Origin of the sequence: Micromonospora sp. NPDC050695 (assembly GCF_040654415.1) — a bacterium.
In the GTDB taxonomy this organism is placed as follows: Bacteria; Actinomycetota; Actinomycetes; order Mycobacteriales; family Micromonosporaceae; genus Micromonospora.
The window spans coordinates 1-13,217 of the sequence record NZ_JBFAHZ010000036.1 but is presented as its reverse complement, the minus strand read 5'-3'; the positions used below and the strand labels follow the sequence as shown (position 1 = coordinate 13,217).

The following is a 13,217-nucleotide window of genomic DNA, read 5'->3' as shown; positions in this document are numbered from 1 at the left end:
GGCGAAGCGAGGAACCACATGACGGAAGTCAAGCTCGATCACCCCGGTGGGCAGCTGTCGATGCCGGTACATCCCGCGGTCGAGGGCCCCGCCGGTATCGGGGTGAGCAAGCTGCTGAAGGAAACCGGGATGACGACGTACGACCCCGGTTTCGTCAACACCGCCGCTGCCTCATCCGCGATCACCTACATCGACGGCGACGCGGGGATCCTGCGTTACCGGGGATACCCGATCGAGCAGCTGGCCGAGAAGTCCTCCTTCCTGGAGGTCTCGTACCTGCTCATCTACGGTGAGCTGCCGACCGAGCAGCAGCTGACCGAGTTCACCGAGTGGATTCGGCGGCACTCGCTGCTGCACGAGGAGATGCGCCGGTTCTTCGACGGCTTCCCCCGCGACGCCCACCCGATGGCGGTGCTGTCGTCCGCGGTGAGCGCGCTCTCCACCTTCTACCAGGACAGCCTGGACCCGTTCGACTCCGAGCACGTGGAGATCTCCACGGTCCGGCTCATGGCGAAGGTCCCCACCATCGCCTCGTACGCGTACAAGAAGTCCATCGGGCAGCCGCTGCTCTACCCCGACAACTCGCTGGGGTACGTGGACAACCTGCTGCGGATGACCTTCGGCGTGCCGGCGGAGCCGTACGAGGTCGACCCGGTGATGTCGAAGGTGCTGGACATGCTGTTCGTCCTGCACGCCGACCACGAGCAGAACTGCTCCACGTCGACCGTCCGGCTGGTCGGCTCCAGCAACGCCAACCTGTTCGCCTCGGTGTCCGCCGGCGTGAACGCGCTGTTCGGCCCGCTGCACGGCGGCGCGAACCAGGCGGTGCTGGAGATGCTCCAGCAGATCCACGCCGGCGACGACGACGTCCGCTCCTTTGTCCGCAAGGTCAAGAACAAGGAGGACGGCGTCAAGCTGATGGGCTTCGGCCACCGGGTCTACAAGAACTACGACCCGCGGGCGGCGATCGTCAAGAAGGCCGCGCAGGACGTGCTGGGCCGGATGGCCAAGCCGGACCCGCTGCTGGACATCGCCATGGAGCTGGAGGAGATCGCGCTCGCCGACGACTTCTTCGTCTCCCGTCGGCTCTACCCGAACGTGGACTTCTACACCGGCCTGATCTACAAGGCCATGGGCTTCCCCACGAAGATGTTCACGGTCCTCTTCGCGCTCGGCCGGCTCCCCGGCTGGATCGCCCAGTGGCGCGAGATGATCAGCGACCCGGAGACCAAGATCGGCCGTCCGCGGCAGGTCTACGTCGGCTCCGCCGAGCGGGACTACGTCCCCTTCAACGAGCGCTGACCTTCGCCGTACGCACCACCGCAGGCTGTCGACCCGATCCGGGGTCGGCGGCTTGCGGTGTTCCGGCCGCCGCCACGGGTTCCCTGATGAGCGTGATGCCGGTGAGTCATCAAGATGACTCACAGGCATCACGCTCATCAGGACGAAGCCTGCTGGGCCGGCGAGGGCTGTCCGGCTCCGAAGGCGGAGATGGTCTGCGCCCGCCCGCCCGCCCGCGCGCGCTGCGCCACCCAAGCCGGCGGCGATCAGCGCGAACTGGCGTCGATCAAGAGGCGTCAGCGCGCGACGTGCACCTCAGCGCAGGCCGGCGGCGGCGAGCAGGTTGCCCTCGGGCAGCGCCGGGAGCGCCCGCCCGTGGGACATGCGCTGCTCGGCGCGCTCGGCGGTGAACGCGGCGTCGGTGGCGATGGCGGCGGCGTAGCTGGCGGCGGTGCGCTGCGCGATGGCCGCCCAGCCGTACTGGTCGTGGACCATCCGGCGGGCGCGACGGGCCATGGCGCGGGCGCGCTCGCGGTCGGACAGCAGCGCGTCCACGGCGTCGGCGAGCCCGTCGGGGTCGTGCGGGCGGAAGGTCATGCCGGTCGCGCCCGGTTCGACGATCTCGGCGAGGCCGCCGGTGGCGGCTACGGCGAGGGGCGCTCCGGCTGCGGCGCCCTCCAGGGCCACCATGCCGAACGGCTCGTAGATGCTCGGCACCGCGAAACAGTCGGAGGCGGCCATCAGCGCCGGCAGGTCGGTGCCGCCGAGGAAGCCCGGCATCGTGACCATGTGCCCCAGGCCGTGGCGGTGCACCTCGGCCTCCAGCTCGGCGCGGTACGGGCCATCGCCGGCGATCACGGCACGCAGCCCGGGGTGCCGCTCCCGCAGACGCGGCAGGCCGGCGATCAGGTGCTGGACGCCCTTCTCGTAGACGAGCCGGCCGGCGAAGGTGACCAGCGGGCCGTCCCCGGCGAACCGGGCGCGTGCGGCGGCCACGGCGCGAGCCGGCACCTTCCAGCGGTGCGGCTCCACGCCGTTGGCGACCACGTCGACCCGCCCGGCCGGTACGCCGAACAGCGCGTTCACCTCGTCGCGCATGTACCCGGAGCAGACGATCAGGCGACCGGACTCGCTGCTGAGCCACTGCTCGACGCCGTGGATGGTGCGGTTCATCTCCTCCGGCAGCCAGCCCTGGTGCCGCCCCGCCTCGGTGGCGTGGATGGTGGTGACGAGGGGGATGTCCAGGTGGTCGCGCAGGGTCATGGCGGTGTGCGCGACGAGCCAGTCGTGGGCGTGGATGACGTCATAGCTGCCGGCTTGGGTGGCGCGCAGGGCGGTGCGGGTGAGGGTGTGGTTGAACGCCATGGTCCAGGCCAGCAGTGAGCTGGTGGCCAAAGGAAAGGTGACCGGGTCTTCGGGGGCGCGCAGGATGCGCACGCCGTCGGCGTACTCCTCCAGGGGTGCGCCCTCGGCGTGGCGGGTGACGACGGTGACCTCGTGGCCGGCGGCGACCAGGGCCACCGACAGGGCGTGCACGTGCCGGCCGAGACCGCCGACGAGGACCGGCGGGTACTCCCAGGACAGCATCAGGATGCGACGGGTCCGCGGCGGCACCCCCGGGCCGGGCGGCGCCGGCGCGGGCGTGCCGGGCTGCGCGGGGAGACCGGGCTGCGCGGGGGTCTGGGGCCGGGCGGTCAGGGTGGGCAGGTGGGCTCGGTCCGTGGCGTCAGCGAGCAACTCGCCGACCCGCAGGGTCGTCACATCAATCTCCGTCCAGGCATGGTGGTGCGCGCCGGCATCAGTGGCGGCGGAGTGTGAGGTGTCGGGGTGGCCGAGGGCCGAGTGGGCACGCGCGGGCGCGTGTCCCCAACAAGGAAAGGGCATCGAGCGCGATACCGCACCTCGAGAGAGGCCATGGTGACGGAAGACACCTGAGGGGTGTAGCGCGCATCGGACAGCTGGATTTCGACCATCGCCTGAAAGGATGGATTGGCGTGCCGGGGCGCGGGGCAATACGGCCGCACATGACCGTGCTTTGAGGGAGCGACATGCAGGTCTGGCCGGGCGAGCGGTACCCCCTGGGCGCCACCTACGACGGGATGGGCACCAACTTCGCCATCTTCTCGGAGGTGGCCGAGCGGATCGAGCTGTGCCTGTTCGACGAGTGGGACACCGGCGCGGAGCGCCGCGTCGAGCTGCGTGAGGTCGACGCGTACGTGTGGCACGCGTACCTGCCCGGCATCGAGCCGGGCCAGCGCTACGGCTTCCGGGTGTACGGCCCGTACGACCCGGCGAACGGGCTGCGCTGCAACCCGCACAAGCTGCTGCTCGACCCGTACGCCAAGGCCATCGACGGTGACGTGACGTGGGATCCGGCGGTGTACGACTACGAGCTGGGCGAGCCGGAGAAGATGAACGAGACCGACTCGGCGCCGTTCATGCCGAAGTCGGTGGTGGTCAACCCGTACTTCGACTGGGGCAACGACAAGCCGCCGCGCACCCCGTACCACCACTCGGTGATCTACGAGGCGCACGTACGCGGGTTGACCATGCGGCACCCGGACATCCCGGAGGAGCTGCGCGGCACGTACGCGGGCATCGCCTCCCCGCCGATGATCGAGTATCTGACCCGGCTCGGGGTGACGGCGATCGAGCTGATGCCGGTGCACGAGTTCGTCCACGACCACCGGCTCGTCGACCTGGGGTTGCGCAACTACTGGGGCTACAACACGATCGGCTTCTTCGCCCCGCACCACGGCTACTCGGCGCTGGGCCACCTCGGCCAGCAGGTGCAGGAGTTCCGGGGCATGGTCAAGGCGCTGCACGCGGCGGGCATCGAGGTCATCCTCGACGTGGTCTACAACCACACCGCCGAGGGCAACCACCTCGGCCCGACGCTGAGCTTCAAGGGCGTGGACGCGCCCAGCTACTACCGGCTCAGCGAGGAGGACCGCCGCTACTTCGTCGACTACACGGGCACCGGCAACAGCCTCAACGTCCGTGCCCCGCACTCGCTGCAACTGATCATGGATTCGCTGCGCTACTGGGTGACCGAGATGCACGTCGACGGTTTCCGCTTCGACCTGGCCGCCACCCTGGCCCGCGAGTTCTACGAGGTGGACCGGCTGTCCACCTTCTTCGAGGTGGTGCAGCAGGACCCGGTGGTCAGCCAGGTCAAGCTGATCGCCGAACCGTGGGACGTCGGCCCGGGCGGCTACCAGGTGGGCAACTTCCCGCCGCTGTGGACCGAGTGGAACGGCAAGTACCGCGACACCGTGCGGGATTTCTGGCGCGGTGAGCCGGCCACCCTCGCCGAGTTCGCGTCCCGGATCTCCGGCTCCGCCGACCTCTACCAGGACGACGGTCGCCGCCCGTTCCACAGCATCAACTTCGTCACCGTGCACGACGGGTTCACCCTCAACGACCTGGTGTCGTACAACGACAAGCACAACGAGGCCAACGGCGAGGACAACCGCGACGGCGAGAGCCACAACAGGTCGTGGAACTGCGGCGTGGAGGGCGACACCGACGACGAGGCGGTGCTCGCGCTGCGGGCCAAGCAGCGGCGCAACTTCCTGGCCACCCTGATGCTGTCGCAGGGCGTGCCGATGATCGGCCACGGCGACGAGTTGGGCCGCACCCAGCACGGCAACAACAACGTCTACTGCCAGGACAGCGAGCTGGCCTGGGTCGACTGGGAAAACGCGGACTCGCAGCTGCTGGAGTTCGTCCAGACGCTGACCGCGTTCCGCAAACGGCACCAGGTGTTCCGCCGCCGCCGGTTCTTCACCGGCCTGCCGGTCGGCGGGCGCGGCATCGACGAGCCGCTGCCCGACCTGGCCTGGCACACCCCGGACGGGCGGGAGATGACCGGCGAGGACTGGGGCAACGACTTCGGCCGCTCGGTGGCGCTGTTCGTCAACGGGGAGGGCATCCCGGAGCGCGGCCAGTACGGCCAGCGCCACCACGACGCCTCGTTCCTGCTCTGCTTCAACGCCCACGACGCGCCGCTGGAGTTCACCCTGCCGGGCAGCGAGTACGGGCAGAAGTGGGAACGGGTGATCAGCACCGCCGAACCCGAACCGGACGACGTCACGGTGATCAGCGCGGGCGGCACCATCCGGGTGCCGGACCGTTCCCTGGTGGTGTTGGAGAGGACGATCTGACATGCCGGCCACCCCTCCGAAGGCCACCTACCGGATCCAGGTCCGCCCCGGCTTCGACCTGGACGCCACCGCCGCCGTCGTCGACTACCTCGCCGACCTGGGCGTCAGCCACCTCTACAGCGCACCCCTGCTGGCCGCCACCCCCGGCTCCCAGCACGGCTACGACGTCGTCGACCATCGGGCGGTCGGCCCGGAGCTGGGCGGCGAGGCCGCTCGGCAACGGCTGCTGCGCGCACTGCGCGACAGGCAGCTCGGCCTGGTCGTCGACATCGTCCCCAACCACGCCGGTGTCGCCGTACCCCCGGCCAACCCGGCCTGGTGGGACGTGCTGCGTCGGGGGCGCGACTCGTCGTACGCCGACTGGTTCGACATCGACTGGGACAGGGGCCGGCTGCTGCTGCCGGTGCTGGCCGACGACCCGGCCGCCCTCGACGACCTCAAGCTGGTCGACGGTGAGCTGCGCTACCACGAGCACCGCTTCCCGATCGCCGACGGCACCGGCGACGGCGATGCCCGAGCGGTGCACGACCGGCAGCACTACGAGCTGATCTCCTGGCGGCGCGGTGACGCCGAGCTGACGTACCGCCGGTTCTTCGCCATCGCGGGCCTGGCCGGTCTGCGGGTGGAGGACCCGGCGGTGTTCGCCGCCACCCACGAGCTGATCCTGCGCTGGACGGCCGCCGGTGAGGTCGACGGCATCCGCGTCGACCACCCGGACGGCCTGCGCGACCCGGCCGGCTACCTGACCCGGTTGCGGGCCGCCGCGCCGGACGCCTGGATCGTGGTGGAGAAGATCCTGGAGTACGGCGAGGAGCTGCCGGACTGGCCGGTGGACGGCACCACCGGCTACGACGCCCTCGCCGCGGTGAACGGGCTGTTCGTCGACACCGACGCCGAGGGCGACTTCACCGTGCTGGACACCCGGCTGACCGGCCGGCACACCTCGTGGGAGGACCTGACCCACGCCACGAAACTGGCCGCCGCCACCCACCTGCTCGCCGCCGAGCTGACCCGGCTGGCCGCGCTGGCCCCCGAGGTGCCGACCGAACAGGCGCGCACCGCGCTCGCCGAGCTGGCCGCCGCGTTTCCCGTCTACCGGGGCTACCCGCCGCACGGCGTCCGGCACCTCGCCGCCGCCCGCTCCGAGGCGGGCCGCCGCCGCCCCGACCTGGCGACCGCCCTGGACGCGATCACTCGCCGGCTGCGCGACCCCGACGACGAGCTGGGCCAACGGTTTCCGCAGCTCACCGGCGCGGTGATGGCCAAGGGCGTGGAGGACACGGCGTTCTACCGGTGGACCCGGTTCGTGGCGCTCAACGAGGTCGGCGGCAGCCCCGCCCACTTCGGCGTGCCCCTCGCCGAGTTCCACCGCTTCGCCAACGCGCGCCAGGTCCGCTGGCCGGCCAGCATGACCACCACCGCCACCCACGACACCAAACGCGGCGAGGACGTCCGCGCCCGCCTCGCCGTGCTCAGCGAACTGCCGGGCCGCTGGGGCGAGCAGGTCACGGCCTGGATGGAGTACGCCCCGCTGCCCGACCCGGCGTTCGCCCACCTGCTGTGGCAGACCGCCGTCGGCGCGTGGCCGATCGAACGGGAGCGGCTGCACGCGTACGCCGAGAAGGCCGCCCGGGAGGCCGCGGCCTCGACCAGTTGGGCGGACCCCGACCCGGCCTACGAACAGGCCATGCACGCGGTCATCGACCGGATGTACGACGACGATCAGCTGCACGCCGAGCTGATCGAACTCGCCGCCGCCCTCACCCCCGCCGGCTGGTGCAACTCGCTCGGCCAGAAGCTCGTGCAACTGGCCATGCCCGGCGTGCCCGACACCTACCAGGGCACCGAACTGTGGGACAACTCCCTCGTCGACCCCGACAACCGCCGCCCGGTCGACTTCGACGTACGCCGAGAGATGCTGGCACGGCTCGACGACGGCTGGCGTCCCCCGATCGACACCGACGCAGCGGCGAAGCTGCTCGTCGTGTCGCGGACCCTGCGGTTGCGGCGGGCGCACCCGGAGCTGTTCACCGGCTACCGGCCGGTGCCCGTGGACGGGCCGGCGGCCCGGCACGTGGTGGCCTTCGACCGGGGTGGCGCGATCGCCGTCGCGACCCGACTGCCGCTGGGTCTGGCGCGCGCCGGTGGGTGGCGCGACACAATCCTGTCGCTTCCCGTTAACGAGGTGAAGGACCTGTTCACCGGCCGGGTCTACAGTGGCGGGGAGACGTCGCTGGACACTCTTCTGGCCGACTATCCCGTCGCTCTGCTGGCTCCTCTCACCGCCGCCGAGGAGGCCGTTTCATGACCGAATTCTCCGTCTGGGCTCCGGACGCCACCCGCGTACGCCTGCGCCTGACCGGCGACACCGACCACGAGATGCGCGCCGCCGCCGACGGCTGGTGGCAGGTCGACGTCCCCGACGCCGGCCTCGACTACTCCTTTCTGCTGAACGACGACGACACACCCCTGCCCGACCCCCGCTCGCCGTGGCAACCTGCTGGAGTGCACGGGCCGAGCCGCCGCTACGACCATCTTGCGTTCCAGTGGACTGATTCCTCCTGGACGGGCCGGCAGCTGCCCGGCAGCATCCTCTACGAGCTGCACATCGGCACCTTCACCCCGGAGGGCACCTTCGACGCGGCCATCGACCGCCTCGACCACCTGGTCGACCTCGGTGTCGACCTGGTCGAACTGCTCCCGGTCAACGCCTTCAACGGCGAACACAACTGGGGGTACGACGGCGTCTGCTGGTTCGCCCCGCACCAGCCCTACGGCGGCCCCGACGGCCTGAAACGGTTCGTCGACGCCGCCCATGCTCGCGGTCTGGGGGTGATCCTCGACGTCGTCTACAACCATTTCGGGCCCTCCGGGGCCTACGCGCCGCAGTTCGGGCCCTACCTCGCCGAGCAGAGCAACACCTGGGGCCGCTCGGTCAACCTGGACGGCCCGCACTCCGACGAGGTCCGCCGCTACATCATCGACAGCGTGCTCATGTGGCTGCGCGACTACCACGTCGACGGGCTACGCCTGGACGCCGTACACGCCCTGCCCGACTCGCGGGCTGTTCCGATTTTGGAAGAGCTGGCCGTCTCGGTGGAGTCGTTGTCGACGCACCTGGGTCGGCCGCTGTCGCTGATCGCCGAATCCGATCTCAACGACCCACGGCTGATCACCTCCCGGGAGGCGGGCGGCTTCGGTCTGCACGCCCAGTGGAACGACGACGCCCACCACGCGCTGCACACCCTGCTGACGGGGGAGCGGCAGGGCTACTACGGTGACTTCGGCTCCCTGGAGACGCTGTCGGACGTGCTGACGGGCGGCTTCTTCCACGCGGGCACGTGGTCGAGCTTCCGCAACCGTCACCATGGGCGACCGGTTGATCCCCGGATTCCTGGGCACCGGTTCGTGGCCTACCTCCAGAACCACGACCAGATCGGGAACCGGGCCACCGGGGATCGGATCTCCGCCTCGCTGTCGCCTTCGCTGCTGCGGGTCGGGGCCACGTTGCTGCTGACCGCGCCGTTCACTCCGATGCTGTTCATGGGCGAGGAGTGGGCTGCCTCCACGCCGTGGCAGTTCTTCACCTCGCATCCCGAGCCGGAGCTGGCCTCCGCGGTACGGACCGGGCGGCGGCGGGAGTTCGCGTCGCACGGGTGGCCTGAGGGGGACGTGCCGGATCCGCAGGACCCGCAGACGTTCGTACGGTCGCGGTTGGACTGGGCTGAGCTGGACAAGCCTGAGCACGCTTCGATGCTGGCGTTCTACCAGCGGTTGATCGCTTTGCGACGGTCCCTGCCTGATCTCTCGGATCCTCGGCTGCATGCTGTTTCTGTGCAGCACGGGGACCAGTTCCTGCTGATGCGGCGAGGGGACACGCTGGTTGTCGCCAACCTTGCCGGGCGGGGGCAGGGGGTGTCGCTGCCTGGGGTGGCGCGGCGAGTGCTGCTGGCCACGGGGGAGGGCGTTACCGTGATGCGGGACCGGATCCAACTGCCGGCGGAGACTGCGGCGATCGTGGCGCTGTGAGCTGTGGCCGAGCCGCCTCGTCCTCGTGTCTGCTCGGGCCAGTGCCTTTTGCGCAATACGCCCCTCGGCCTTGCGGTCGCACCTTTGCGCTTTGGCTGGGCAAAGTAGTCCCTAAGGCTAGGACGAATTGACGGCTCTAAGGTTGCGTCTTTCGATGCCCTCGAGCGCCCCCTCAGGCAGAATATCGAAAATGGAATCGATGTGTTTTGGTCTAGATATCATCTGCTCGATAACAAGGTTGAGTAAGCCGAATAGCGAACGAACGATTGATGCGTTTCCCTCGAGATCAATCTGACCAGGGTGGACTGCGTTGTTGCCAATTACGCGTAGCACGTCCATGGCTCGCTGGATTCGAGGATCCAATCCCTGGGCTACCAGCTTACCAATCTTGCCGTCGAGCGCGCCTGGTCCGGGGACCAATTCGTCGACCAGCATTTGGAGGGCAAGGCGAAGCAGGCCCGCAGCACTGCGGGGGGACAGCTCTGCCACGGATTGAGCTTCCTGATACACGGCAAGAATCTGAGCAGGCATATCGGGGTGGGCAGGTTGGCCGCTAATGCGAGGCGGGTGGACCAGTTTCCAGTCAGTCGCTGTTGCATCCTCTATCGCCCAGAGGGTAGGCCGAAAGCATCGTTGGCAACGCCGGGCCAGCCATTTGATTCCAATGGTCTTCAGGCTGAAAGTTACGGTCATCTCTTGCTGTTGAGTATAGGTAGCGCAGTTCGCAAAAGCGCAGTGGTAAGCGTCAAGGTCCGGCATGGGTTCGACGAAGTTTCCGTAGTCCCTGGCAGGTGGCGCAGTCATATCTTCCCCTAAGTAACCACAGGTGGGTGAGCGGCCATCCAACCCTTTGTCCTGCTCTCGGTCGGGCCGCTCATGCGGTATCAATGGTGGTGGAGGGACAGGCGCCGGCGCTCCGACTCTGCGATCTGGATATCCAGCGCGCAATGAAAAGCTGGATGGATGAAGAACTGGCAATCCGGGGTGAACTTCATGTCGTGATCCACGTAGTCTGGCTCATCGTGAGCGTATAAGGCTTCCGAGCTTCTTCCCTCCCTGCAGCCGATGAATCCAAAATTGAAGAAGAGGGCAATGAGGGGCTTGTAGACCTTGATCCACTCGAGCTTTCCATTTCCTGAGTTCCACATGTCCTTCGAGAGCAACTCGACCCACTCGACGCCTTCGAAATGCCTTTTTGCGGGCAGAAGCATGACCTCGTCGAGATAACTCTGAAACTCCAACTTGGTCATCGGGTACGGGCACCCCCGGAAGACCTCGAAGGCATCCATTATTCCCGGGTATGAAGGACCCCACTCGTCGCGAAGCGCTAATAGTCGGTCCGACGAGTAGGCCCTCTCCGCGCCGCTGATGTCCTCCCATGTGAGCCTGCTGCCACCGTCAATAGCCGAGCTGAAGCATTCGTTCAGGTAGGAGATGGCGTCACGGGGCCGGAGAAGGGTCCGGTCAAATATGTGATTTATGGGATCCCCGCGGCGAGTGTTGGTGTGAGGAATAACGTCCGAGATTGAATCGATTTCTAGGCCGGCTTCTCGGCCGGCCGCCCGCGCTCGTTCGTCGAGCATTTCACGCAGGTCTGATCGGGTCCACTTCATGTTTAGCACTAGCGAACGAAACTTCTCGCCCTGCGCCCCGCGCTGACCAAAGTCAATTTTTTCGAAGATATTAGTTCGAAGCGCCACGAGGACTTTCAGGTTTTGAACACGCTTCAAGCTGAGAACGGCGCTGAACAGGCATCGCACTAAATCGTTTGAAAGGCGCTCGTCCACCCATTGTGTATCGAGATCATCGATGATGACGTAAACCGCGTTCTGCGGGCTGTCGATGATGTCTTCGTTCAGGACTGAGATCATCTTATTCAAGCGGGCGAGCTGTGTTTCGTTGACAATCCGTTGATAATAGTCTGCTTCCTCGGCTCGGTCTTTGTCCAATGCAGCGGGCCGATTCCCGCCCAGGTCGCCAGCCCGCCGATTCCAGCCGAGATCGGTGCCCGCATTTCGCTCAACACTCCTCTCGAATTTATCGACAATCTCACGAACCCGTTGATCGGTTTCGCACCAGAACTTTCCCTCGAATTCTTCAAGATATTTTAGCGCCTCGCGCTTGCCTGGGTCGCGGCTAATCTTCTCCACTAGGGTTTGGAGAAAGTTCTGCTTTGCGACAGGGGAGTCGACGCTGTATCTGTGGCGAATGATCTCAACAAGCAGGACATGCTTCCATAGTGCCTCAAAGAAGAGATCCAAACGCACATTCAACTGATCCAGGTATTTGACGGCCTGGATATCGGTGATATACGGGAGTGATAAGTCTTGCGGGGCAATCCTGATGACCTTTCCCGGGAATTCTTCCTCAAGGTGGGTCAGGGCAGCTGATTTGCCAGCACCGGTACGTGCGACTACGAAGCAGCGAGGGTCTCGGCGCGATCGGATCGCCCGGTAATCGCCTGATTCATAGAAGGCTTCACTGAGAAGGGGGTCGGCTTCGGCCTGTCCAGCTCCCAAGTTGAAATCGCTCCGGAGTCGACGGGTCCTCGGCACGGCAACACATCCTCATCCTCTGGTCAGAAATGCATATTGCAAGGTAACAGATAGCACAAGGTCATTTGCGCCGCAACCCCCGAGGGTTTCTGCGAGATCCGTCATTACCGTAATATCGGCCCTAAAGTTGATATCTCGCTTGCAGACAAAAGGAGCCCTACCGCTGAGGGCTTGAGTGCTTACTTCCGCTATCGAACCGAACTGTCTCTGACTGTCTGAACAGCGCTGCCCTGGGATGCCGTGGCGTGGTGGCGTCGCCAGCGTCGCCCCCTCAGCTAGGTGCGGTTGCTTGCTCGTTGGATGGTCCAGGGAGCAAGGACAAGCTGAAAAAATTGTCATTCACGACCCGCCGTACTGTCCGATTTCGGACACGCCGAGCTTGTGGTGACAGTGCTGCGCCGATCTACGAAGCAGGTGATGCCTCCCTTCTGGGTCAGACGCACAAGCTTGCAGTCTTCTAAGGTCAGAGCGTTGACGTCACGTTGGCTTTTATAATCTAAGTCGTCGTGGGTTCGGTGATTTTTGGTGTGACACTCTTGATTGGATGTGAGGCTGAACTGACCCAATCAATCGGGTCAGTTGGCTTCGGTGTACATGTTGCCTGGTCAAGCTCGAGCCAGGCCAATGTTCGCGATTTGATGATCGACCAGTGCCGGCCTGAAAAAGTCCTGGCTGATGGCGGTTGGCGTGTTGCTAGGCGATTAACAGCAGGTCTTTATTTCCTGCTAATCGCCTGGCGGGCGTAGCCAGCTTCGACGCTAAGATGCGCCAATTGAGGCTGCGTGAACCGACCAGGGCTGTTGCGTTCTCGTTCGGTAAGCTGGTGAGCTGGGATGATGCTGGGTGATTGGCCTATGTGGAGGCGGTTGGAGCGGGTGAAGCCCTCAGGGTGATCATGGAGTTTCTCTAGGACTGCACGACACCGAGGACTCCACCCGCAGATGTCATCATCTCTGATCTCCGTACTGACTGTGACAACCCCCAGCGGTGAGACGCCATCACCGCCGATCACCGAGGGTGAACGTCGTGGGCTCCTGGACGCTGTCAGCGTGATCCCGGACCCGCGTGATCCGCACGGAGTGCGGTATCCCCTGGCCGCGTTGCTGACCGTCGCGGTCTGCGCGGTCCTGGCCGGCGCCTCGTCGTTCGCCGCGATCGCCGACTGGCTGTACGACCTGGACGAGGC

General features: G+C 66.5%; 9 protein-coding genes. 6 read left to right on the top strand and 3 right to left on the bottom strand.

What is annotated here, in order from left to right:
- The first annotated feature begins 18 nt into the window (after positions 1 to 18).
- The gene (locus AB0H52_RS23065) at positions 19 to 1,302 is read left to right on the top strand and encodes a citrate synthase (protein ID WP_151491089.1); all 1,284 of its coding nucleotides are present in this window, start codon (positions 19 to 21) and stop codon (positions 1,300 to 1,302) included.
- Between the two features lie 294 nt (positions 1,303 to 1,596).
- Here AB0H52_RS23065 and AB0H52_RS23060 read toward each other — a convergent pair whose 3' ends face one another.
- Positions 1,597 to 3,042 (bottom strand): glycosyltransferase family 4 protein, encoded by a 1,446-nt coding sequence (locus tag AB0H52_RS23060; protein WP_357949872.1) that lies wholly within the window; start codon positions 3,040 to 3,042, stop codon positions 1,597 to 1,599.
- A gap of 287 nt (positions 3,043 to 3,329) precedes the next feature.
- Here AB0H52_RS23060 and glgX point away from each other — a divergent pair, with 287 nt between their 5' ends.
- Genes glgX through treZ form a run of 3 tightly spaced genes read left to right on the top strand, consistent with a single transcriptional unit; the run spans position 3,330 to position 9,476 of the window.
- On the top strand, positions 3,330 to 5,447 hold the full coding sequence (gene glgX / locus AB0H52_RS23055) for a glycogen debranching protein GlgX (protein ID WP_151491087.1): 2,118 nt from the start codon (positions 3,330 to 3,332) through the stop codon (positions 5,445 to 5,447).
- A 1-nt stretch (position 5,448) separates the two neighbouring features.
- Positions 5,449 to 7,755 carry a malto-oligosyltrehalose synthase gene (gene treY, locus AB0H52_RS23050; RefSeq protein WP_357949868.1) on the top strand — a complete coding sequence of 769 codons (2,307 nt, stop codon included), beginning with the start codon at positions 5,449 to 5,451 and terminating at the stop codon, positions 7,753 to 7,755.
- On the top strand, positions 7,752 to 9,476 hold the full coding sequence (treZ, locus tag AB0H52_RS23045; RefSeq protein ID WP_357949865.1) for a malto-oligosyltrehalose trehalohydrolase: 1,725 nt from the start codon (positions 7,752 to 7,754) through the stop codon (positions 9,474 to 9,476). Before treY ends, treZ begins: the two co-directional genes overlap by 4 nt.
- Before the next feature lie 117 nt (positions 9,477 to 9,593).
- Here the strand turns inward: treZ and AB0H52_RS23040 are convergent, their stop codons facing one another.
- Entirely contained in the window at positions 9,594 to 9,986 is a 393-nt protein-coding gene (locus tag AB0H52_RS23040; protein WP_192580530.1) for a DUF4145 domain-containing protein, read from the bottom strand.
- A 374-nt stretch (positions 9,987 to 10,360) separates the two neighbouring features.
- Complete coding sequence (locus AB0H52_RS23035; protein WP_357949862.1) at positions 10,361 to 12,031, bottom strand: hypothetical protein; 1,671 nt, start codon at positions 12,029 to 12,031, stop codon at positions 10,361 to 10,363.
- 506 nt (positions 12,032 to 12,537) lie between these two features.
- On the opposite strand from AB0H52_RS23035, the gene AB0H52_RS23030 reads away from it, so the two are divergent.
- Positions 12,538 to 12,777, top strand: coding sequence for a hypothetical protein (locus AB0H52_RS23030; protein WP_151493247.1), 240 nt, complete (start codon positions 12,538 to 12,540; stop codon positions 12,775 to 12,777).
- Between the two features lie 195 nt (positions 12,778 to 12,972).
- Positions 12,973 to 13,217 (top strand): transposase family protein (locus tag AB0H52_RS23025; protein ID WP_357949859.1); only part of this gene is annotated, 245 nt, incomplete at its 3' end.